Annotated in this window: 20 protein-coding genes; 2 read left to right on the forward strand and 18 right to left on the reverse strand. The window is 68.5% G+C overall.

Annotated elements, in window-relative coordinates:
• The first annotated feature begins 2 nt into the window (after positions 1-2).
• Positions 3-1,454, forward strand: coding sequence for an HDOD domain-containing protein (locus BLU17_RS09685; RefSeq protein ID WP_091996500.1), 1,452 nt, complete (start codon positions 3-5; stop codon positions 1,452-1,454).
• A gap of 31 nt (positions 1,455-1,485) precedes the next feature.
• On the opposite strand, the gene BLU17_RS09690 is transcribed toward BLU17_RS09685, so the two are convergent.
• From BLU17_RS09690 to BLU17_RS09755, 14 genes are all read right to left on the reverse strand, one after another.
• On the reverse strand, positions 1,486-2,871 hold the full coding sequence (locus BLU17_RS09690; RefSeq protein ID WP_091996501.1) for an EAL and HDOD domain-containing protein: 1,386 nt from the start codon (positions 2,869-2,871) through the stop codon (positions 1,486-1,488).
• A 278-nt stretch (positions 2,872-3,149) separates the two neighbouring features.
• On the reverse strand, positions 3,150-3,941 hold the full coding sequence (locus BLU17_RS09695; RefSeq protein WP_091996502.1) for an ABC transporter substrate-binding protein: 792 nt from the start codon (positions 3,939-3,941) through the stop codon (positions 3,150-3,152).
• Positions 3,942-4,245: 304 nt separating this feature from the next.
• A complete protein-coding gene (gene astE, locus BLU17_RS09700) occupies positions 4,246-5,307 on the reverse strand; it encodes a succinylglutamate desuccinylase (protein ID WP_091996503.1) in 1,062 nt (353 codons plus the stop codon).
• Complete coding sequence (astB, locus tag BLU17_RS09705; RefSeq protein ID WP_091996504.1) at positions 5,291-6,631, reverse strand: N-succinylarginine dihydrolase; 1,341 nt, start codon at positions 6,629-6,631, stop codon at positions 5,291-5,293. Before astB ends, astE begins: the two co-directional genes overlap by 17 nt.
• A 9-nt stretch (positions 6,632-6,640) precedes the next feature.
• A complete protein-coding gene (gene astD / locus BLU17_RS09710) occupies positions 6,641-8,104 on the reverse strand; it encodes a succinylglutamate-semialdehyde dehydrogenase (RefSeq protein WP_091996532.1) in 1,464 nt (487 codons plus the stop codon).
• 58 nt (positions 8,105-8,162) lie between these two features.
• Positions 8,163-9,191 carry an arginine N-succinyltransferase gene (gene astA, locus BLU17_RS09715; protein WP_091996505.1) on the reverse strand — a complete coding sequence of 343 codons (1,029 nt, stop codon included), beginning with the start codon at positions 9,189-9,191 and terminating at the stop codon, positions 8,163-8,165.
• Positions 9,188-10,273 (reverse strand): arginine/ornithine succinyltransferase subunit alpha, encoded by a 1,086-nt coding sequence (gene aruF, locus BLU17_RS09720; RefSeq protein ID WP_091996506.1) that lies wholly within the window; start codon positions 10,271-10,273, stop codon positions 9,188-9,190. The genes astA and aruF overlap by 4 nt, the downstream gene beginning before the upstream one ends.
• A gap of 35 nt (positions 10,274-10,308) precedes the next feature.
• Positions 10,309-11,526, reverse strand: a complete 1,218-nt coding sequence (locus tag BLU17_RS09725; protein ID WP_091996507.1) for an aspartate aminotransferase family protein — start codon at positions 11,524-11,526, stop codon at positions 10,309-10,311.
• Between the two features lie 246 nt (positions 11,527-11,772).
• Positions 11,773-12,747, reverse strand: coding sequence for a GlxA family transcriptional regulator (locus tag BLU17_RS09730; RefSeq protein ID WP_245746786.1), 975 nt, complete (start codon positions 12,745-12,747; stop codon positions 11,773-11,775).
• 146 nt (positions 12,748-12,893) lie between these two features.
• On the reverse strand, positions 12,894-13,697 hold the full coding sequence (locus tag BLU17_RS09735) for an ABC transporter ATP-binding protein (protein ID WP_091996509.1): 804 nt from the start codon (positions 13,695-13,697) through the stop codon (positions 12,894-12,896).
• Positions 13,698-13,722: 25 nt separating this feature from the next.
• Positions 13,723-14,436, reverse strand: coding sequence for an ABC transporter permease (locus tag BLU17_RS09740; protein WP_091996510.1), 714 nt, complete (start codon positions 14,434-14,436; stop codon positions 13,723-13,725).
• Between the two features lie 13 nt (positions 14,437-14,449).
• Entirely contained in the window at positions 14,450-15,139 is a 690-nt protein-coding gene (locus tag BLU17_RS09745) for an ABC transporter permease (protein ID WP_091996533.1), read from the reverse strand.
• A gap of 328 nt (positions 15,140-15,467) precedes the next feature.
• Positions 15,468-16,220 carry a CbtA family protein gene (locus tag BLU17_RS09750; RefSeq protein ID WP_091996511.1) on the reverse strand — a complete coding sequence of 251 codons (753 nt, stop codon included), beginning with the start codon at positions 16,218-16,220 and terminating at the stop codon, positions 15,468-15,470.
• Positions 16,221-16,233: 13 nt separating this feature from the next.
• Entirely contained in the window at positions 16,234-16,452 is a 219-nt protein-coding gene (locus BLU17_RS09755) for a CbtB domain-containing protein (RefSeq protein WP_091996512.1), read from the reverse strand.
• 231 nt (positions 16,453-16,683) lie between these two features.
• Between BLU17_RS09755 and BLU17_RS09760 the strand changes: the two genes are divergently transcribed.
• On the forward strand, positions 16,684-17,301 hold the full coding sequence (locus BLU17_RS09760; protein ID WP_091996513.1) for a histidine phosphatase family protein: 618 nt from the start codon (positions 16,684-16,686) through the stop codon (positions 17,299-17,301).
• A 106-nt stretch (positions 17,302-17,407) separates the two neighbouring features.
• On the opposite strand, the gene BLU17_RS09765 is transcribed toward BLU17_RS09760, so the two are convergent.
• The 4 genes from BLU17_RS09765 to hpnK all read right to left on the reverse strand — a co-directional run bounded on the left by BLU17_RS09765 (position 17,408) and on the right by hpnK (position 21,080).
• Positions 17,408-18,421 (reverse strand): patatin-like phospholipase family protein, encoded by a 1,014-nt coding sequence (locus BLU17_RS09765; protein WP_091996514.1) that lies wholly within the window; start codon positions 18,419-18,421, stop codon positions 17,408-17,410.
• Positions 18,422-18,449: 28 nt separating this feature from the next.
• Positions 18,450-19,031, reverse strand: coding sequence for a hypothetical protein (locus BLU17_RS09770; protein WP_091996515.1), 582 nt, complete (start codon positions 19,029-19,031; stop codon positions 18,450-18,452).
• Between the two features lie 82 nt (positions 19,032-19,113).
• Positions 19,114-20,190 carry a lysylphosphatidylglycerol synthase domain-containing protein gene (locus tag BLU17_RS09775; RefSeq protein ID WP_091996516.1) on the reverse strand — a complete coding sequence of 359 codons (1,077 nt, stop codon included), beginning with the start codon at positions 20,188-20,190 and terminating at the stop codon, positions 19,114-19,116.
• Complete coding sequence (gene hpnK / locus BLU17_RS09780; RefSeq protein WP_091996517.1) at positions 20,187-21,080, reverse strand: hopanoid biosynthesis-associated protein HpnK; 894 nt, start codon at positions 21,078-21,080, stop codon at positions 20,187-20,189. Before hpnK ends, BLU17_RS09775 begins: the two co-directional genes overlap by 4 nt.
• Positions 21,081-21,162 lie beyond the last annotated feature (82 nt).

Consider the following 21,162-nt stretch of genomic DNA (forward strand, 5'->3'; position numbering starts at 1 on the left):
ACATGGTTCAGACGGTAAAGGCCGCCCTGCTCGACCGCTTGTGGGCCCGCATGAATGAACGCGGGGACTTTCCCATGCTGTCGCAATCGCTGCGCACCACGATCGCGGCGATGACGAACGACGACTACGATTTCAGCGCGCTCGTGAAGGTCGTGCTGTCGGATTTCGCGCTCACGCAGAAAGTGCTGCGGCTCGCGAATTCGGCCATGTACCTGGCCTTCGGCGGCAACATCACGACCGTCACGCGCGCACTGATGGTGCTCGGCATGGACGCGGTCGGGCATCTCGTCGTCGGCCTGAAGATCGTCGATCACTTCCACCACAGCGCGCCGCGCCGCATCGACGCCAAGCTCGAACTGAACCGCACGATGCTGTCGGGCTGCGTGGCGCGCAAGCTCACCGAGAACGGCGACCTGCGCGCGGGCGAAGAGGCCGTGGTGTGCACGCTCATGCGCCAGATGGGCAAGCTACTCGTCGTGTTCTATCTCGAGCCCGAGTGGGACCAGATCCGCCGCGAGATCGAGGAAGGCGCGAGCGACGACGAGGCCTGCCTCGAAGTGCTCGGCGTGACATTCGAAGAACTCGGCCTCGAAGCCGCCGCACGCTGGCGCCTGCCCGATACGATCCGCACGGGCATGTGCCAGTACGACCCCGCCGACAACGAACCGCGCCAGGTGCAGTGGCTGCGCGCGACCACCAACTATTCGACCGAAGTGGCGCGCGTGCTGACCACGGCGGGCCTTTCCGACGAAATGCGCGAAATGCATATCGCCGAGCTTGCGCAGCACTACGGCCGCGCGCTGTCGACCGACCCGGACGTGCTCGTGCAGATGAGCCTCGCGCTCGCGCGCGAGGAAGCCGAAGACGGCGTGATGCGCGAGATCGTCGAGCTGCGCGCGAATGCGGACGCCATCGCGCGCGAGGCGCTCGATCCCGAGGCGCGCATCGCGGCGGGCGTCGAGGACCTGCGCGCCCTGCCGCCCGAAAGCACGCTCAACGCGGCGCTCACGCTTGCGACGGAAACCGTGCTCGCGGGCCTCGGCTTCGCGCGCACCGTGGTATTCGTGCGGCGCGGGGCGAACATGTTCGAGGCGCAGCACGGTTTCGGCCCCGACATGAGCGACGTGCTGCCGAAGCTCTCGTTCAGTGCCGCGTTCCAGCCCGACGTGTTCCATCTCGCCATCGCGAACAAGGTGGGCATCTTCATCGAGAATGCGCGCGACGGGAAGATCCTCTCGCGCTTGCCGGGCTGGCATCGATCGAGCTTCGAAGACGCGCGCGCGTTCGTGCTGCTGCCCGTGGGCGCGCCCGGCGATTCGCCCGTTGCGTTGATGTACGGCGACTGGCTCGTGAGCCAGGAGCCGCGCCGCATTTCGCAAAAAGAGATGAGCGCGTTGAACGACCTCGCGCAGCAACTGGCGCGGTTCTTCACGCACGTGCCGCAGACCGCCTGAGCGGCGCCGCTCCCCAGCGCCGCGCCGCTCTTCAGTCCTCGATGCGCTCGAGCCCCTCGTCTTCCGCGTTGCGGCCGGACGTGCCCGCCCATTCCGCGGCGCATAGCGCAATCGATGCGACCGTAGCCGCATCGAGCGGCGCGAGCTCCCCGCACAGTGCGTCCACGCGGGTCCAGTCCGCGCGCTCCAGCGCTTCGGACAGATCGAGCAGGCGCCCGAGCGCACCCTCGCGCTTCACGATTGCCGTGCGGATCGGCTTGGCGAACGTCAGCACGTCGAGCGTGCTTTCCACCGAGCCGCCGAACACCGCGTCGACGAACGAGAACACGCCCACGAGAAACGCCGCGTCCTCCTCCTCGAGATGCGCCTTGGCAAGCCGCGTCACGGCGATTTCCATGAAGCGCGCGCGCGTGGCCACGAGTTGCAGCAGCGGGTCGTCTTCGGCGGCGATCCTGCGGCCATCCGCGTAGAGCAGCAGTTGCGTCCAGCGTGCGATGGCATTGGTGCCCGTCGCGTTGATCGCCTCGCGCAGCGTCGTCACCTTGCGTCCGATGTTCATGCTGCCCGAATTGGCAAGCCGCATCAGATGCATCACGAGCACGGGATTGAGCTTCAGTTCCGCCTCGAGCTGCGCGACGGTGGGCTCGGCAGCCAGCAGATGCAGCAGGTTCAGCAGCGCCTGGCGCGGCGCGCTCGAGCGGCGCGCGCCGCCTTGCGGTTTCGCGAAGAAATAGCCCTGGAAGCGGTCGAAGCCCAGGTCGTGCGCGCGCTGATAGTCCGCCTGGGTCTCGACGCCCATGGCGACGAGAATCTTGCCCGCCGCCTTCATCACGCTCGTGAACTTCGGCAGCAGCGCGGGCGCGATTTCGCGGATGTCGATCTTGATGGCGTCCACGTAGGGCAGCAGCTTCGCGAGCGACTCGTCCGCCTTCGACACATGATCGAGCGCGAAGCGATAACGGCGCCGGTGCAGCGCGACGAGCCGCGCGATGAGCTCCGCGTCCGCGCCGATGTTCACGGGCAGCTCGAGCATCACGCGCTCGGAGCTCACGCGCTGCAGGCCGTCGTGAAAGAGCGCGTCGCGCGTCATGTCGAGCCAGGCCGGATGGCCCGCGAGCGAAGCGCGCACGGCTGGCGCGGCGAATGACGCGAGCAGCGCGGCTGCCGTGGCGGAGGGCCTGGGCGCGAGGCCCGCGGCCTTGTCTTTGGCGGCGGCTTCGACCTCGCCTTCGATTTCGGCGCTCTCGCGCCGGTCCACGACGCGCGGCAGCGTCTCGAAAGCGCACAAAAGGCCCTCCCGATCGAGCACCGGCTGGCGCGCGAAATACACGTCGATGGGTGGGCTGACCTGCTCCGGCGACTGCGTGTCGTCCGCGACGCCTGACGTCTGCGGCCGGTCTGCGGCGTTCAAGCTCATGGGATCCCCCGCGCGGCGCCACGCTCACGGCGACGCCCTGGTCTTGTCTCTTGGCATGTCGCAACCGTTTGCGTGCGCACCGGCGGCGGCTCGTTCTTATCCTGATTTTATCCTGGTAAGTCAGGCGCGCAAACGAAGTTCGCATCGCCCGGCCGGATTTTTAACGAGCCGGGCCAATTTGATCTGCAATCCGAAACAACAGGCAAAAAAAACCGGCCGGCCAGACAATGTCCAGCCGGCCGTTTTTTGGCCCGATGCGCCCGCTTGCCGCGCGGCGATTACTTGAGCACGACCTTCACGTCGAAGTATTTCGCGGCGATACGGTCGATCGTGCCGTCCGCCTTCAGGTCCTTGAGCGCGCCGTTCAGCGCGGCCTTGAGCGCCGCGTCGTTCTTGCGCACGCCATAGCCCACGCCTTCGCCAAGCAGCTTCGTGTCCACGACCTGCGGGCCCGCGAACGCGAAGCCCGCGCCCTGCGGCTTGTTCAGGAAGCCCTTGGAGGCCGCTTCGGCGTCCTGGAAGGCGGCGTCGAGGCGACCCGAGACGAGGTCCGCGTAGATCTGGTCCTGAGTCGGGTACGGCACGACGTCGACGCCCGCGGGCGCCCACTTCGCCTTGGCATAGGTTTCCTGGATCGTGCCCTGCAACACGCCCACGTGCTTGCCCTTGAGCGATTCGGGCGTGGGCTGCAGCGTGCTGCCCTTCTTCGCGATCATCTGGTTCGGAATCGCGTAGATCGGATCGGTGAAGTCGATGGCCTGGCGGCGCTGGTCCGTGATCGTCATGTCCGAGTTGATCGCGCCGAACTTGCGCGCCTGCAGCGCCGGAATCAGGCCGTCGAACGAATTTTCCACCCACACGCACTTCGCCTTGAGCTTCGCGCAGACGGCATTGCCCACGTCGATATCGAAGCCCTGCAGTTCGCCCGCCGGCGACTTCGATTCGAACGGCGCATACGAGGCCTCCACGCCGAAGCGGATTTCCTTGATATCGGCGGCATGGGCCGCGCCCGCCGTCATGGCGGCCGCGCAGCATGCGAGCGTTGCCAGCTTGTTCCAGTTCTTCTTCATCAGTGTCTCTTTCCAGTCAGATCAGGCGCGCCGGCAAGGGCTGCTCAGGTCAGCAAAGCAGGCCAGAGCGAAGCCCCCCGGCGCCGGCGCAGGATCGCTGCGCCAAAAATACGGCTCAATCGCGCGCACCCGGTGTGGTGCGACGCAGCAGCCGCGAGGGCGCGATTGTACCGCCCTCAAGCACCCGGTCCGCCCGCAGGCCGAAGCGGCGTAAGTGGCGTAAGCGGCGGCAATCGCGCCCGCGCGCCGCGTTCGAACTTGCAAATGGGTGTCGTGGATGCGCAAGCATGCGAGCGACAGACGCTCACTCGAGCGCGCCAAGCGTCTCGCGGGTGGTATCGACGACGAGCAGGCCCGCGCGCAAACCCGGCTTCACGCCCGGATTCGGAAAGACGATGCGCTCCTCGTCATGCTGCACCACGTAGCGATACGCACCGTCGACGGCCAGCACCTCGCCGCGCGCGAACGGCGTGAAATTGGGCACGTCGGCGGCAACGTTGAGCTTGAGCGCGTCGCTCTGCTTCGTGATCTGGCCGATCACCGTGAAGATGCGCGGCATCGGCGCGACCTGCGGCGACGCCCCCTCGCACGCCACGAGGCGGCGCACGGCGGCGTCGGCATCGGCGAAGCGCGCGAGGTCGTTCTCGCCGAACGGGCGCACCTTGCCGAGTTCGAGCGTACAGGCGAGCGCTCCGCACGCTTCGGCCGTGAACGACGACAAGGTCGCGCCCCGTTCCGTATGGATCAGCACGGCCGCGATGCGCGCGTCGGCGAGCCATTCGAGCATGGCGCGCGCGGGCGGCTCGCCCGTATGCGGCAGCAGCGCGAACCGCTCGAACGCCGAGGCGCGGATCGCCGTGTGCATGTCGAGATGCCAGCGCGCCAGCGGCCCCTCGGCGGCGCCCTCCGCTTTCGCGAAGAAGCGCTGCGCCGCCGCTTCGAGCGCCGCGGCGCGCGCGGCCTCGCGGCTGTGCGGCACGCGGGCATGGCGGCCGCCGAACAGGCGGTTGAGGTCGTCGTCGAGATAGCGCTCGCCGGCGCGCATCGCGCCCGCGTTGCCCAGCACCGCGAGCACCCGGCAGGCGAGTGGCGCACGGCCCGCGGCGATATCGGCCACGAGTTGCGAGAGCAGTTCGATCGGCGCGGTCTCGTCGCCGTGCACGCCCGCCGAGAGAAGCACGCTGCGCGTCGTTTCGTTCACGCGCGCCGGCTCCAGTTCCAGGACGCCCTCGTCGAGCCAATGCCAACGCACGCCGCCCGCGCACGCGCCCCGCGCCGCCTCCGGCGTGGCCGGGCGCGCGCCGGCCAGCGTGTACGCGAGAAAGTCCTCGAGCAGCGCGGCGGCGGAATCAGCGCTGGAAGTCATAAAGCGATCCGAGGCCGAGAATCTGCGTGAGTTCGTCGAGCGCCGTGCGCGACTCGGCGAGCAGCGCCGGATCGGTGAGATCCTGGGGCGCGAGCCGGTCGCGATAGTGCCGCTCGATCCAGCCGTCGAGGCGCGTGAAGAGCGCGTCGTTCATCCACACGCCCGGCGCGGTCGCCGCGCGCTCTTCCTCGGTCAGCGCGACGCGCAGGCGCAGGCACGCCGGGCCGCCGCCGTTCTTCATGCTCTCGCGCAGGTCGAACACGAGCACTTCGCCGATCGGCCCGCTGCTCGCGGCCAGTTCGTCGAGGTAGATCGCCACGTGCGGATTCTCGCGGCATTCCTGCGGCACGACGAGAATCTGCGAGCCGTCCGGGCGGCTCAACAACTGGCTGTTGAAGAGATACGACGAGACCGCGTCGGCCACGCTCACGCGCGCCTCGGGCACTTCGATCACGTGGAACGGCGCGCCGTGGGCCGCGAGCTTCGCGCGCAATTCGTCGTACACGGCCTTCTGGTCGACGAACGCGCGCTCGTGGCAAAACAGCGTACTGCGGTTGCCGACCGCGATGACGTCGTTGTGGAATACGCCCGCGTCGATCACGTCGGGACTCTGCTGGGCGAACACCGTGTCCGCTTCGGCGAGACCGTGACGCTGCGCGACCGCGCGGCTTGCCTCGAAAGTCTGCCGCGCCGGGTAGCGCGCAGGCTCCGGCCCGCGGCGATATTCGCTGCGCCCGTAGACGAAGAACTCCACGCCACGCTCTCCGTACCGCGCGCAAAAACGCGTGTGGTTCGCCGCGCCTTCATCGCCGAGCGCGGGCGTGCCGGGCAGCGCGTCGTGCACGGCGAAGTGCGCGGCGTCCGCGAAAACCGTGGCGAGCGTGCGGCGCGTGGCCTCGTGCTCGATCGCCCGGTGCAGCTTGCTGCACAGGTTGGCTGGCGTGAAATGCACGCGCCGGTCCGGCGTGTCGGCCGAGGGGCTCACGGTCGCCGCATTCGCGGTCCACATGGCCGAGGCGGAGCTTGCGGCGGCCAGCAGTTCGGGCGCGTCCTTCGCGGCGCGCGCAATCGCTTCGGCATCCTTACCGCCGAAACCGAGTTCGCGCAGCAGGCGGATCGAGGGCCGCTCCTGCGGCGGCAGCACGCCCTGCGCGAAGCCGAGGTCGGCGAGCCGCTTCATCTTGCGCAGGCCCTGCTGCGCGGCCGCACGCGGGTTCGCGACGGACTTCTCGTTGCTTTGCGACGCGACGTTGCCGAACGACAGTCCGGCGTAGTTATGCGTGGGACCGACGAGTCCGTCGAAGTTGGCTTCAAGGGTTTGCATCGTCGTTCCTTAGAAGTGAAGACCCGGCGAAACGCTCGCGGGCATTTGCAGCTGCGCGCTTTCCACCGAGGCCATCGGCCAGGCGCAGTAATCCGCTGCGTAGTACGCGCTCGGCCGGTGATTGCCCGAGCGGCCCGTGCCGCCGAACGGCGCGCCGCTCGACGCGCCGTTGGTCGGCCGGTTCCAGTTCACCACGCCCGCGCGGATCTCGCGCGCGAAGCGCTGCCACAGCGCCTCGTCGTCGGCGAGCAGCCCCGCCGAAAGGCCGAAAGCCGTGTTGTTGGCCTGCGCAATGGCGTCGTCGAAACCCGCGTAGCGGACGATCTGCGCGAGCGGCCCGAAATGCTCTTCGTCGGGCAGATCGGCCACGCCCGTCACGTCGAGGATCGCGGGGCTCACGAAGCCAAGCGCCGGGTCGCGCTGATTCATCGGCAGCAAGGCGCGCGCGCCGCGTTCGAGCAACCGGGCCTGCGCGCTCATGAGCCGCGCTGCCGCGCGCGCCGAAATCACCGCGCCCATGAAAGGCTGCGGCTCGGCGTCGTATTCGCCCACCGCGATGCGCGAGCTGACTTCGACGAAACGCGCGAGGAAGCGCTCGCCGAACGCGTCGGCGGGCACGAGAATGCGGCGCGCGCAGGTGCAGCGCTGCCCCGCCGAGAGGAACGCCGACTGGATCGCGTGATGCACGGCAGCGTCGATGTCCTCGACCGGCGCGACGACGAGCGGATTGTTTCCGCCCATCTCCAGCGCAAGCACGATCTCGGGCCGCCCGCCGAACTGCCGGTGCAGCAGCGTTCCCGTATCGGAGCTGCCCGTGAAGAACAGCCCGTCGATCTGCCGGTGATTCGCAAGCGCGATACCCGTGTCGCGCTCGCCCTGCACGAGATTCAGCACGCCCGCGGGCAAGCCCGCTTCGCGCCACAGCTCGACCGTTGCGCGCGCAACCTCGGGGGCGAGCTCGGACGGCTTGAAGACGACCGCGTTGCCGGCGATCAGTGCGGGCACGATATGCCCGTTGGGCAAGTGGCCGGGGAAGTTGTACGGACCGAACACGGCGACGACGCCATGCGGACGATGGCGCAGCACCGCGACGCCGTCGGCCATGGGCGTGCGCTTTTCGCCGGTGCGCTCGCCGTAGGCGGTAATCGAGATCGCGACCTTCGCGGCCATCGAAGCCGCTTCGGTGCGCGCTTCCCAGAGCGGCTTGCCGGTTTCGCGGCCGATCGCGCGGGCGAGGTCTTCCTTCTTTTCGGTGACGAGCGCGGCAAAACGCTTCACGATTTCGCAGCGCGCTTCGAGCGGCGTCCGCGACCACACGACGAACGCGCGGCGCGCGGCCGTGACGGCGCGATCGACGTCTTCGGCGCTCGCGGCATTGCCGCTCCACACGGTCTCGCCGGTGCCGGGGTTGCGCGAGGCGAACGCGGGGCCCGAGGCCGCGCACCATTGCCCATCGATGTAAAGCTCGTTCATGGTCATCCCTGTATCGGCCCGGCGTCAGCGCAAAGCATTGACGCCGGCCCATGCTGGTTCATCGTTGCTTCTGCGCCGGTCCGAGCACGCGTACCGGCTCGCCCGCCGCGACGCCGAGCGCCGCCGCTTCCCGGGCGCTCAGCGTGAACACGCCGTCGTGCACGACGCCCGGCGCGAAACCCACGCGAAAATCGCCAAGCGACGTATTCGACACCAGCGAGCGCACGCCCTCTCCCGCATGCGCCTCGCCGATTTCGACCGGCACCACCACGCTGTCGCGCACCGTGCGCAAGTCGCCGATGTGGCATTCGAGCACCGGGCCGGCGTCGAAGATATCGACGTGATTCTCGTAGCGCAGCCCCTCGGCTTCGAGCATGCGGCGCGCCGGAATCGTATCGGCGTGTGTGAGACCGACGCATGCCTGCGCCTCCTCGGGCAGCAGTTCCACGTATACGGGGTAGCGCGGCATGAGTTCCGCGAGGAACGACTTGCGGCCGTGCGAACTCAGGTAGTCGGCGGCATTGAAATCGATTTGATAGAAGTGCGAACCGACCGCACGCCAGAACGGCGACGTGCCTTCGGCATCGAAATGGCCGCGCAACTCCGCGCACAGCCGCTCGGGAAAGCGCTCGCGAAACTGCGCGATGAACATGAAGCGCGAACGCGAAAGCAGGCTGCCCATGCCGCCCGTGCGATAGCGCGGCGAGAGAAAGAGCGAGCAAACCTCCGCATAGCCCGTGAGGTCGTGCGAGATATTGAGCGCGCGCATGCGCGTCCAGATGCCGAGCTCCTGGCTCGCGTGCACCACCGTGCTCACGCGGTAGTTGTAGAACGGCTGCTCCAGCCCCACCGCCGTCTCGATGCCGCACACGCCGGCCACGTCGCCCGAGGCCGCGTCTTCCATCACGAAGAAGTAGCCGGCCTCGCGCGGCGCGGCCTCGTCCGCAAGCGTGCGCCGCGCGCGCGCGATGCGCGCCTTCAGCGCCTCGCGGTCGGGCTTGAAGGTCGTGAGGCCGGGGCCCGTTTCCTGGGCGAGCGCGACGAGCGCGTCCACGTCGCCCGTTTGCACGGCGCGTACCACGATCATTGTGCGTCTCCCATGCAGGCGTCTACTGTTTGCGGCGCGGCGCGATAAAGCGGTGCGCAGCGCACCGGCTCGCCGTCCTGTACGCCAAGCGCCGCACGCGCGGCGGCCTCGAGCGGCGCGACTCTCGCGCCTTTTTCGCCTTCGGGCAGCGTCGCGAGCACGCAGCGGAATTCGCCCGCCTGCTGGCTCGCGACGAGATACGCCGCGCCTTGCGCGTTGGCATTTACGTTCGCGCTTGCGGCTTCTCTCACCGTGCGCGTCTCGTTGCCGGCGACCGAAGCCGTGCGGTCCACCTGGGCGGTCAGCACCGGACCTGCGTCGAAAATATCGACGTAGCGGTCCGGCTCGAAGCCTTCCTCCAGATGAATCTCGTAGGCAAGCAGCGCACTTGGGTCGGGTTCGCCGAGCACGCGCTGCGCCAGCTCGGGCAGCAGCGGCACATAGAGCGGATAAGCCGGCATCACTTCGGCGATGAACGTACGGCTGCGGCCGCCCGAGGCCATTTCGATGTCCTTGAAATCGCGCCCGAAGAACTTGCGGCCCACCGCCTCCCAGAACGGCGAAACGCCGGCGTCGTCGGTCACGCCGAGCAGCAGCGAGAACACCTCGGGCGTGAAGCGCCGGCGGTTCATCGCGACGTACATCATGCGCGCGCGCGACATCAGATGCGCGGCGGCGTCGCCGCGCAACGAAGGTTCGATATAGAAGCCCGCGAGGCGGCTCTTGCCCGTGAGCTCGTGCGACATCGTGAGCGCATGGATCTTGCGGTTCACGTGCAGTTCGCGCGACGCGTGGATGAGCGCGTCGTTGCGAAACGCGTAGAACGGCTCGGCGTAGCCGGCCGCCGCCACGATGCTCGACGTGCCGACGAGCCGCCCCGTAGCGGCGTCTTCGAGCACGAACAGATAGAACTCCTCACCGGGAAAGTCCACGTCTGCGCGAAACGAGTCCTCGGAAAGCGCGACACGCGCCTCGAGCGCCGCGCGGTCGTGCGGCAGCGAATGCAGCACGGGCTGCGCCGTGCGCGCCATGTGGGCAATCGCGTCGAGATCGGAGAGCCTGGCCGGGCGAACGAATAGCATCGTCGATCCTGTATGTGCTGTTGCGCGCGCCGGGATCAGCGCGCGCCGATGACGTCTGCGCAGGCCTGCTCGAAGCGCGCGAAGCCTTCGTCGAGGTCCGTTTCGGGGATGATGAGCGACGGCGCGAAACGCAGCACGTCCGGCCCGGCGATCAGCATCATCACGCCGCGGTTCGCGGCCGCCGCGTTGAAGTCCTTCGCGCGGCCCGCAAAACGCGCGTTCAGTTCGGCGCCGATCAGGAGGCCCTTGCCGCGCACCTCCCTGAACATGTCGAAGCGCTCGTTGAGCTTCGCGAGCTTGCCGCGAATCGCAACGCCCCGTGCGCGCACGCCCGCCAGCAGCGCCGGATCGCTCACGAGCTCGACCACCTTGCCCGCAATCGCCGCGCCGAGCGGGTTGCCGCCGTAGGTCGTGCCGTGCACGCCCACCTTGAAGTGCGCGGCGATGGCTTCGGTCGTGAGCATCGCGCCGATCGGAAAGCCGTTGCCGAGCGCCTTCGCCGTCGTGAGGATGTCGGGCGTGACGCCCGTGTCCTCGTAGGCGTAGAAATGGCCCGTGCGGCCCACGCCCGTTTGCACCTCGTCGAAAATCAGCAGCGCGCCGTGCGCGTCGCAGGCTTCGCGCAGCGCGCGCAGGAACGCGGGATCGGCGGGAATCACGCCGCCCTCGCCCTGCACCGGCTCGACGATCACGGCGCAGGTTTGCGCGCCGATCGCGCGCTTCGCCGCTTCGATGTCGTTATACGGCACATGCCTGATGCCCTCGGGCACCGGGCCGAAACCTTCCGAGTACCTGGGCTGGCCGCCCACGCTCACGGTGAAGAGCGTGCGGCCATGGAACGACTGCGTAAACGAAACGATTTCGGCCTTGTCCGCGCCGTGCCGGTCGAACGCCACGCGCCGCGCGAGCTTGAGCGCCGCCTCATTGGCTTCCGCGCCCGAATTCGCGAAGAACGCGCGGTCGGCGAAGGTGAGCGCTTCGAGCCTGCGCGCGAGGCGCAGCACCGGCTCGTTGGTGTAGCCGTTGCCGATGTGCCAGAGCTTGCTGCCCTGCTCGTGCAGCACGCGCAGCAACTCGGGGTGGCCATGGCCGAGCGAGGTCACGGCGATGCCGCACGCGAAGTCGATGTAATCGCGGCCCTCGGTGTCCCACACGCGCGAGCCCTCGCCGCGATCCGGCACGAACGGCGCGGGAGAGAAGCACGGCACCATCACTTCGTCGAAGGTCTTGCGGCTCACGGTCTGATCGTTCATGGCGATTCCTCTATAGCCCAGTGCGGGTCGAATTCAGGGTCGAATTCAGGGTCGATTGCGGCAGGGCGGCGCCCTGTCGCTCGGGTAACGGCTTTGCCTCGGCGCGAGGACCCGGGGCTGAAGCCCGTGGTCCCATCAACACGTGCAGTGTAGGCAAGCGCCGCGCAAACGTCTTGCGCAGGCGCGACGCGTTTTTTCGTCCGGAACACGAACGTTGCTGAGCGTTGGCTGGGCGGCGTGCCGCGCTCACCGGACTTCCGGCGGCTCGACGAGCGCCCCCGCGCGCGGCTCGGCCGCCGCCGCGCCGCCATGCTGGCGCTCGATCCAGTTGCGGCGGTCCTCGCGCGGCGTCACGCCAAAGCGCTCGCGATACGCGTTCGAGAAATGCGCCGCCGACGAAAACCCGCACGCGAGGCTGATCTGCACCACCGACTTGCTGGTGCGCTGCAACTGCGAGCGCGCCTTGGCAAGCCGCAGCCCCAGGTAGTATTTCGACGGCATCGCGCCGAGATACTGGCGAAAGAGCCGTTCGAGCTGACGCCGCGACACGCCCACGAGATTCGCGATCTCGTCGGTGGTGAGCGGGTCTTCGATATTGGCTTCCATGAGCAGCAGCGCGTCGTTCAGGCGCGGATGGCGCTCGCCCGGCGCGGTCACGAACGGAATGCGCTGGCGCTCGTCGCCGCTTCGCAGCGTGCTCGCGCCGAGCGCGTCGGCGATGCGCTCGGCCAGTTCCGGGCCGTGATCCCGGCCGACCATCGCGAGCATGAAGTCGAGCGTGGCCTGGCCGCCCGCGCAGGTCGCGCGGCCGCGGTCGATCTCGTAGATATGCTGCGTGACGATGGTGCGCTCGAACTGCTCGGCGAACTGCTGGTACGTCTCCCAGTTCGCGGCCACGCGGTAGCCCTGCAGTTGCCCGGCCATGGCGAGCCACCAGATGCCGTGGTGAATGCCCGTGACGAGCGGCGTGCGCTGGCCCACGCGCGCGAGGCTCGCGAGAAAGAGCCGATAGTCGGCGAACTGCTGGTAGCGCTCGGTCACGACGATGAGCCAGTCGCACGACACGGCGTCGCCGAACGCGCAGTCGGCGGGCCATTGCGCGCCGCCCGCGAGCGGTACCGGGCGGCCGTTCCACGAGCACATTTGCCAGCGGTAGAGCGCGCGGCCGTCGATCTCGTTGGCGAGACTGAGCGCGTCGACGATCGGCCCGACGCCCGACATCGAGACTGGCGGCAGCGCGACGATCGCCACCTGGGTCGTGCGGCCGGCGCGCGCCTGGCCGCCCGGCGAGGCGGCGGGAACGGAAGCGGAAGGAGGAACGGCGGAACGGACCATCGGCGAGGCAGCGTGCGCGGCAAACGCGCCGCTTACTTGAGGCTGCCCGAGAGGAACTGGCGCAGACGTTCGCTCCTCGGCGCGCCGAGCACGTCCGCGGGCGCGCCCTCTTCCTCCGTGCGGCCCTGGTGGAGGAACATCACGTGGTTCGAGACGTTGCGCGCAAAGCCCATCTCGTGCGTGACGACGATCATCGTGCGGCCTTCCTCGGCGAGCTTTTGCATGACCTTGAGCACTTCGCCCACGAGTTCGGGGTCGAGCGCCGACGTCGGCTCGTCGAACAGCATCACGTCGGGGTGCATGGCAAGCGCGCGCGCGATCGCCACGCGCTGCTGCTGGCCGCCCGAGAGATGCGACGGATACTGCTTCTCCACGCGCGGCGCGAGGCCCACTTTCTCCAGATACTCGCGCGCACGCTCCTCGGCCTCCTTGCGCGGCACGCCGAGCACATGCACGGGCGCTTCCATCACGTTCTCGATCACGTTCATGTGCGACCAGAGATTGAAGTGCTGGAACACCATGGCGAGCTTGGTGCGGATGCGCTGGAGCTGCCTGTGATCGGCCACGTCGAGGTCGCCGTTGCGGCCGGCCTTCGTGCGCACGGTTTCGCCGTCCACGACGATCTCGCCCGCGTTCGGCTTCTCGAGGAAATTGATGCAGCGCAGGAACGTGCTTTTGCCCGAACCGCTCGCGCCGATGATGCTGATCACGTCGCCCTTCTTCGCGTCGAGCGAGACGCCCTTGAGCACCTCGTTGTCGCCATAGCGCTTGTGGATGTCGCGCGCAACGAGCTTGCTGTCCGAGGATGGCGTCGTGCCTTGCGTCGTCTGAGCCAAGATGGTCTCCAATGTTTCCGGTGATTCAGCGGATGCGCACGGCGAGATGGCCGAGCCAGCGTTTTTCGGCGCGGCGGAACGCGGCCACCAGCACGAACGATACCGCACAGTAGATCAGCGCCGCGAGGCCGAACGACTCGAACGAGCGGTACGTCGCCGAGTTGGCGTCGCGCGCGACCTTGAGGATGTCGGGCACCGTGGCGGTGAAAGCCACGGTGGTCGCGTGCAGCATCAGGATCACTTCGTTACTGTACAGCGGCAGCGCGCGGCGCAGCGCCGAGGGCAGGATCACGCGCCGGTACATCGTGAACGGGCTCATGCCGTACGCACGCGCCGCTTCGACTTCGCCGTGCGAGGTCGCGCGAATCGCGCCCGCAAAAATCTCGGTCGTATAGGCGCAGGTGTTGAGCGCGAACGCGAGAATGGCGCAGTTCAGGCCGCTGCGGAAGAACGCGTCGAGGAGCGGCTCCGCGCGGATGAACGCGAGACTGTACACGCCCGTATAGATGAGCAGCAACTGCACATATAGCGGCGTGCCGCGAAACACGTAGGTATAGAAGCGCACCGGCAGCGCAAGCCAGCGGCGGCTCGACACGCGCGCCACGGCGAGCGGCACCGCGCACACGAAGCCGAATGCCACCGCGATCACGAGCAGCCACAGCGTCATCGCGAGGCCCGAGACATGCTCGCCGTCCCAGTACAGAAACGCGCGGCCGAATTGCTGGAGGATTTCGTTCATGAAGGGCCTGGCCTCAAAGTTGCGCGTGGCGCACGCCCACCGAATAGCGGCGTTCAAGCCAGACGAGCACGAAGTTCGACACGGTCGTGATCGCGAGATAGATGAGCGCCGCGATCACGAGGAAGAAGAACAGGTTGAAGGTGCTGCGGCCCGCGTCCTGCGCGGCTTTCACCACGTCGGCGAGACCGATGATCGAGACGAGCGCCGTCGCCTTCACGAGCACCTGCCAGTTGTTGCCGATGCCGGGCAGTGCGAAGCGCATCATCTGCGGGAAGAGGATGCGCAAGAACACGCGCGCGCCGCTCATGCCGTAAGCGTGGCCGGCTTCGAGCTGGCCGCGCGGCACCGCGAGAAACGCGCCGCGAAAGGTTTCGGTGAAGTACGCGCCGTAGATGAAGCCGAGCGTGACGACACCGGCCACGAACGGATCGATATCGATCTGCGCCATGCCGAGCGCGTCGGTGGCGTCGTTCACGCCGATCTGGATGCTGTAGAAGAGCAGCAGCATCAGCACGAGGTCGGGCGCCGAACGGATCAGCGTCGTGTAGGCCGTCGCCGCCGCCGCGAGCGGGCGGTTGAACGAAAGCTTCGCCGCCGCGCCCGCGAGCCCGAGAATGACGGCCACGCCGAGCGAAAAGAGCGAAAGTTCGATGGTCTGGATCGTGCCGGCGAGGAGTACCGGGCCATAGCCGTAAAGGAACACGCGCGTCTCCGGATCAAGTCGTTTTGTCGTTTCGGCCAGCCTCGTGCGGCGCGCGAGCACCGCCGAAACCGGGTGAACTGGCGCGGATCGTCTCAGTGCAAAATCGATTGCTCAAACGGCCGCAGCGCGGATATTGCATCGCAGCATTGCCGGGCGGCGCACGGCCGCGTGCGCAAAGGCCCGCGCAGCCGCGGGCGCGAGGCTTCCGAAAGGCGAAAAAAACGCCCCGGCACGCGGGGCGTTTTCGCAAGTTTGGGGTGGCTTTTCGATAGACGCGCGACGGACGCGCGACAGGCGCGAAACACGCGCCCAGCGGCCCCGGCAGCGCTTACGCGGCGCGCGTTTGCGCGACTCGCGCGCGGCCCGCGCGAGCGTTCGCGCCGAGGAGCTTCTCAGCGAATGCGCCGAAAAGCAGTCCGATCGTCGTCCACAAAATCGCCTGCATGCCGACCGAGACGGCGCGGAACTTCCACAGCAGCACGGCCGGGAATGCAGCGGGCACCTCGTTGACCGCCGGCAACGCAAGCCCGATCGCGCCGATCACGACGACGAACAGCACGAGCGCCGCAATCGCGGCGTTCCAGACGCCGAGGCGCGCCGCGAACACCGCCCGCACCTTCAGCGAGAACACCGACACCGCGATCGATATCGCGATCATCAGGAAGAAGAGCCCGGTGCGATAGCCGATCGTCTCCGGGTCGCCGACCGAGGGCGGATTCGCCGGATACTTGAGGTTCGGCACCATGTAGATCGCGACGAACGCCGCGAGCGCGAGCCAGGCCGACAGCGCACGCGGCGAAAGACGTCCCGTGCGGCCATGCGCGTATGCAAAGACGAGCGCGAACAACCCGCCGATCGAGGCGCCATACACCATCACGCCCGTGAACAGCCCGTAGCCCGACTGCGTCGCGCGGCTCACGATCTCCGGCCCGGGCGCGTCGCCCTTCGCGGCGTCGGCTTTCTCCTCGAAGGAAATCGCCTGGTCGACCTGCGGCTCGCCCACGATCTTCGCGAAGCCGAACGTGAGGAGTCCCGCGGCGATGCCTGCGAGCATGCCGCGTACCAGCAACTTGCCTACCATGTTCGGCTCCCGGTTAGTGGCAGGGGAAGCCGAGCAGATGGCGGCCGTCGTGAACGAACTCGTGGACGTACATGCCCGGGAAGATCGACGTCGCGCCTTGTTCGGCGCCGACGAAATACAGCGCCAGCAGCAGCATCAAGCCGCCGAAAATGGCCCAGGGAAGGATCTCGCGCAGCGCAATGGGCGCCGGCGCGGCCGGTGCGTGCTGCAGGGGGAATGTGGCTTCGGACATGCTGACTTCTCCTGGGGTTGCGCGCCCCGCTAGTCGTTGAAAGGGTGGATACACGACACGCAGGTCTGACTCCCGTTGCTTCGATGCTTTCGATGGCAACCGGTTACAGTGGCGCGACCGCGCCGGACTTGCACCGGCTTCCGCGTGTCGTGGAGCCTGTATTCTACGCGCTGCGACGGCTGGCCGCGGACCGGATGTCAGTCACAGAAAAGCGATGCGTAAGGAAACAGGATGCCGACGACAGTCTGGCTGGTCAGTCATGCGGCGAATGCCGCGCTGCGCTCGGGGATATTTCCTCACGCGCGAGCATCCGGCGGCGACGCCGGGCAAGCGCTCGACGCACGCGCGATCGAGGCGCTCGACGCTTGGCGCGCGCGCTGGCACGTCCGGCTGGCGGACGGTGACGGCGGCGCGGCGCCGCGCGTGCTGACGAGCCCCGCCGCGATTGCCCGTGCGAGCGCGCAGGCGGCCGGCTTCCACGATGCGGCGCAGAGCGACGCGCTCGCCGACGCCGCGTACGGCGCCTGGCAAGGCAAGCGGCTGATGGACCTCGCGCGCGACGCCCCCGAGGCGCTCGCGGCCTGGACACGCGACCCGGGCTTCAGGCCGCCCGGCGGCGGCGAATCGTTCGACGACGTTCGCCTGCGCGTGAGCGCGTGGCTCGACGCGCATGCCCATTCTGAACGCCGCGTCGTCGCGTTCACGCACGCGACCGTGATCCGCGCGGCGATCCTTCATGCGCTCGGCGCGCCGTCCGCGTGTTTTCGCTCGGTCGACATCGCGCCGCTCGCCGTCACGGCGCTGCGCCGCGCGCCGCACGGCTGGATCTGGGGGGCCGCGGCCGATTGAGGGCCGGCCCGGCATTCAACGACCTGCGCCCGGGAGGCCGGCCAGTCGGCCCGATGCGGCGATATTCGCCGTCGCCGGCATTCTCGATCCCTCGCGCCTCGCGGCGCTAATCGAGGCCCAGTTGCGCCTTGATTGCCGGCAGCATGTACTGCACGGCCGCGCGCCCCTCCTCGACGGCGGGCGCGGCGCGGTGAAAGTCGAAAATGCCCATGCCGCCCAGGCGAGGCTGGATCAGCACGTCGGCGGGCTCGCCTGCCAGGCGGCTGCGCGTGATGCGCACCTGCATGATGTCGATGCTCTGCGCCACCGAACTCAGCACGGAAGGCACGCGCCTGCTGGGCGGCGGCGCCACGCGCACGTCCTGGCCGCCCGCCGCGCCCGGACCCGCGGGTTGGAGCCAGCGCGGAAACCGCTTGCCGTTGCGGCGCAGGAGAGGCTCCGGGGCCGGGGCGCCGTTGGCGGAACTGGCGGCGGGATCGGCGGGCGAGACCTCGTTCGCCTCCAGAGGCAGTTCGCGCGGCATCGTGTCGATCGCGCCGCCAAGATCGCGCCCGTTGAGAATGTCGTGATTGAGATCGATGGCGATCACGGTATCGGCGCGCATCGCACGCGCGGCGGAAACCGGAACCGGATTGCTGAGCCCGCCGTCGACCAGCCACACGCCGTCATGCCAGATCGGCGTGAAGATGCCGGGAATCGCGATTGAGGCGCGCACCGCGTCCACCACGCCGCCCTCGCTCAGCCAGACCTCGCGCCCCGTGTCGAGTTCGGTCGCGACCGCCGTGAACGGAAGCCGCAGATCGTCGATCGAGCGGCCGTTGAACTGGTGCGCAAAGAGGTCGATCACCTTGCGGCCGCCCAGCAACCCGCCCGAAAAACGCAGGTCGAGCAGGCGCACCACGGTTTGCCAGGTGAGCTTGCCGACCCAGTCCTCGAGCCAGTCGAGGTCGCCGTTCGCGTAAACGGCGCCCACCAGCGCGCCGATCGACGTGCCGCACACCACGTCGGGCTTGATGCCCGCTTCCTCGAGCGCACGGATCGCGCCAATATGCGCCCAGCCGCGCGCCGCGCCGCCGCCGAGCACGAGTCCCACACGCCGGGGCCGTCGCCGGTTCATCATGCGCGCCTCCTTCCTGTGCGATTACCGGTCAGCGCCCGCGCATCACGTCCGAGCGCGAAGTCGTCGTGACCCGGCCGTCCGGTCCGAAATGCACGTTGAAAAAGGCTTCGGGCGTCACGCCCCCTTCCAGCCACTTCCAGCTCCACACCGTCTCCTTCTTCAGGCGGTAAGCGGCCACCTCCCCGGGCTTGCCGAGCAGACGCCGCACCTCGTCCTCGCTCATGCCGACGCGGATCTTCGCAAAGTTTTCCGCCGTGAGCGCCTGCGTAATCGCCACGAGCCGGCCGTTCGGGCCGATGTCGACCATCCATGTCTTCACGCCCTGCGGGCCGCGCGGATATTCGAGGCGCCGCGAACCGTCGTCGAACACGCGCTCGGTTTCGGGCTTGCCCATCTGCTCGCGCACCTGGTCGAGCGTGGAGACGCCGGGCGTGAGCCCTTTGAGCAGCAGCGCATCGGGCTTCACCGAATCGAAGAACGCCTTGAATCCCCGCCGGACGAAATCGAGCATGGCATCGAACTGGTGATCGTCGCAGCCCGATAGCGTGAAGGCCGCCATGACGGCGCAAGCGAGCGCGAGCGAACGTGTGGATGAAAACGTGGGCTTCATGTCCTTGCTAACGCATCGGCATGGGCTTGCGTCTACGCGCGCGCCGACGTACCGGTGCGCACTGATTTCCCACAATGTACCGTCAAAGCACCCGATCGTGCTGCGAGCCCTGTTCGGCGCGCGCCGGTTGCGCCGGCACGCTCGCCACGGCGTGCAGCGCGTCGCCGGCTCGCGAGCCGTGGCGCAACGTACGACGCGCGCGGGCGATCTCCGCGGCCTGCCACGAGATCAGCGCGAGCACGCCGAACACCACTTCGCGCATGCGCTTGACGAGCGCGAGCGAGAACGCCACGTCCTGGTTCACGCCGAAGAGCTGCGCGAGCAGCACCACGGCGACTTCCTGCACGCCGAGGCCCGCCGGCACCATGAACGCGGCATGGCGCACGGCCTGGGTGATGGCTTCGATGGCGAGCGCATCGCCCACGCTGACCGGATGGCCAAGCAACGCAAGCGCCCACCATGTCTCGAACGCGCCGAGCATGTAGCCGCCGAGCTGCCAGAAAAACGCGCGGAACATGAGGCCCGTGCGCGACATCAGGGCGTCGAGATCGGCGTCGAGCTGATGGCCGTCGAGGCCGGCCATCAACGGATTGTGCGTGCCGAGCAGGCGCGCGGCCCAGCGTTCGATCGCATGGAACACGCCGCCGCGGCGCAGCAGGACTACCGCGAGCACGGGCAGCGGCGCGGTCAGCACCAGCGCGAGCACGATCGTGACGACGGTGCGCAACGAGCCGCCGTCGCCGGTCGCCGCCACGATCAGCACGACGCCGAGCGCCGAGAACGCATACTGCACGGCGATCGTCACGAACACCTCGACGATCACCGAAGCCGTGACCTCGCTCGCATTGCGCAGCTTCCAGCGCGCGAGGCGAATGCCGACGAGCTCGCCGCCCACGCCCACCACGGGCAACAGCCGGTTCACGGCCTCGCGCACGGTCGCGATCCACCAGAGGAACGGAAGCGGCGCGCGCTTGTCGAGCAGCAGGCGCCACGCCTGCGCGTCGAGCAGCAGCGGCAGCGCGTGGAACGGCACGAGCCAGAGCAGCGCCGGGCCCGCCGTGCCGATCACGCGCAGCACGTCATGGGCGCCGTCGCGCACGACGAGGCCGATCAGGATGGCGATCCCGACCGGCAAGCCGAGCCACTGAAGCCACTTCATGAGGCGTGCGCCTGCGTGCCGCCCGTGGCGGCGGGACGAGGCGCCGGGCCGAAGAAAATGTCGGAAAAACCGCCCCGGCGCACGCCCGCGTGCGCGAGCGCCGCGGCCACGCGCGGCGAGACCAGCGCGCCGAATTCGTCGGCATGCCGATAGGTCCGCATGGACGGCGTGATGGGCCCTTCATGCGCTTCATCGGCAAGCGCCGGATGGCAGTAGATTTCGCCCACGCCCTGCGCGGGCAAGCGCGCGAGTGCGTCGAGCACCGCCGCCTCGTCCATTGCGCCCGTCTTCGCGATACCGACCACGTAGTCGTTGTGCGCCACGCCCGCGCGCGCAAGACGCGCGCGCACGAGCGCAAGCCAGGGCCGCAGCGCGAGCGGCGCGCCGGACTCGAGCGGCAAACGCATCGCACGCAGGCCATAGTCGCGGCCGATCTCGAGGATCAGCGCGAGCACCGTGGGATGCAGATGAAAATGCTTGTGCGTATTCACGTGATCGAGCGCGAGCCCGGTCGCCGCGAACGCTTCGAACTGCGCGCGAATCTCCTTCGCAAGCTGCCGGCGCACGTGCGGCAGGAAGAAGAAGCGCACGCCGTCGCGGACCATGTTGTCGCCGAAACGCCCGTGCGCGTCGACGAGCGCCGGAATCTGCGCGCGCGGCAGCATCGCCGCGCCGTCGGCCAATACCAGATGCAGCCCGACGCGCAGGCCCGGCGTGCGACGCGCGCGCGCCACGGCGTCGGCCGCGGCGGGCGCGGCGACCATCAGGCTCGCGCAGTCGAGCACGCCCTCGCGATGCGCGCGCTCCACCGCGGCATTGACCCGCTCGTGCAGGCCAAAGTCGTCGGCGGTGAAGATGACTGCGCGCGCATGGCGCGGCAAGCGATCCATCATGCCTCGTGCGCGCGCAGGAAGCGGAAGAACTCCACGCCTTCGCGCAGACGCCGCTTCATCATGTCCCAGCTCATGAGCA

The organism is Paraburkholderia lycopersici (genome assembly GCF_900096975.1).
In the GTDB taxonomy this organism is placed as follows: domain Bacteria; phylum Pseudomonadota; class Gammaproteobacteria; order Burkholderiales; family Burkholderiaceae; genus Paraburkholderia; species Paraburkholderia lycopersici.

What these genes read in the sequence shown, in the direction of transcription:
- astA (WP_091996505.1), bottom strand. Translation starts at nt 9,191, where the DNA reads ATGATCGTGGTACGCGCCGTGCAAACGGGCGACGTGGACGCGCTCGTC.
- astD (WP_091996532.1), bottom strand. Translation starts at nt 8,104, where the DNA reads ATGAACGAGCTTTACATCGATGGGCAATGGTGCGCGGCCTCGGGCCCC.
- aruF (WP_091996506.1), bottom strand. Translation starts at nt 10,273, where the DNA reads ATGCTATTCGTTCGCCCGGCCAGGCTCTCCGATCTCGACGCGATTGCC.
- astB (WP_091996504.1), bottom strand. Translation starts at nt 6,631, where the DNA reads ATGCAAACCCTTGAAGCCAACTTCGACGGACTCGTCGGTCCCACGCAT.
- BLU17_RS09695 (WP_091996502.1), bottom strand. Translation starts at nt 3,941, where the DNA reads ATGAAGAAGAACTGGAACAAGCTGGCAACGCTCGCATGCTGCGCGGCC.
- BLU17_RS09775 (WP_091996516.1), bottom strand. Translation starts at nt 20,190, where the DNA reads ATGAAGTGGCTTCAGTGGCTCGGCTTGCCGGTCGGGATCGCCATCCTG.
- BLU17_RS09685 (WP_091996500.1), top strand. Translation starts at nt 3, where the DNA reads ATGGTTCAGACGGTAAAGGCCGCCCTGCTCGACCGCTTGTGGGCCCGC.
- BLU17_RS09750 (WP_091996511.1), bottom strand. Translation starts at nt 16,220, where the DNA reads ATGGTAGGCAAGTTGCTGGTACGCGGCATGCTCGCAGGCATCGCCGCG.
- BLU17_RS09770 (WP_091996515.1), bottom strand. Translation starts at nt 19,031, where the DNA reads ATGAAGCCCACGTTTTCATCCACACGTTCGCTCGCGCTCGCTTGCGCC.
- BLU17_RS09730 (WP_245746786.1), bottom strand. Translation starts at nt 12,747, where the DNA reads ATGTCGGGCGTCGGGCCGATCGTCGACGCGCTCAGTCTCGCCAACGAG.
- BLU17_RS09765 (WP_091996514.1), bottom strand. Translation starts at nt 18,421, where the DNA reads ATGATGAACCGGCGACGGCCCCGGCGTGTGGGACTCGTGCTCGGCGGC.
- hpnK (WP_091996517.1), bottom strand. Translation starts at nt 21,080, where the DNA reads ATGGATCGCTTGCCGCGCCATGCGCGCGCAGTCATCTTCACCGCCGAC.
- BLU17_RS09725 (WP_091996507.1), bottom strand. Translation starts at nt 11,526, where the DNA reads ATGAACGATCAGACCGTGAGCCGCAAGACCTTCGACGAAGTGATGGTG.
- BLU17_RS09755 (WP_091996512.1), bottom strand. Translation starts at nt 16,452, where the DNA reads ATGTCCGAAGCCACATTCCCCCTGCAGCACGCACCGGCCGCGCCGGCG.
- BLU17_RS09760 (WP_091996513.1), top strand. Translation starts at nt 16,684, where the DNA reads ATGCCGACGACAGTCTGGCTGGTCAGTCATGCGGCGAATGCCGCGCTG.
- astE (WP_091996503.1), bottom strand. Translation starts at nt 5,307, where the DNA reads ATGACTTCCAGCGCTGATTCCGCCGCCGCGCTGCTCGAGGACTTTCTC.
- BLU17_RS09740 (WP_091996510.1), bottom strand. Translation starts at nt 14,436, where the DNA reads ATGAACGAAATCCTCCAGCAATTCGGCCGCGCGTTTCTGTACTGGGAC.
- BLU17_RS09690 (WP_091996501.1), bottom strand. Translation starts at nt 2,871, where the DNA reads ATGAGCTTGAACGCCGCAGACCGGCCGCAGACGTCAGGCGTCGCGGAC.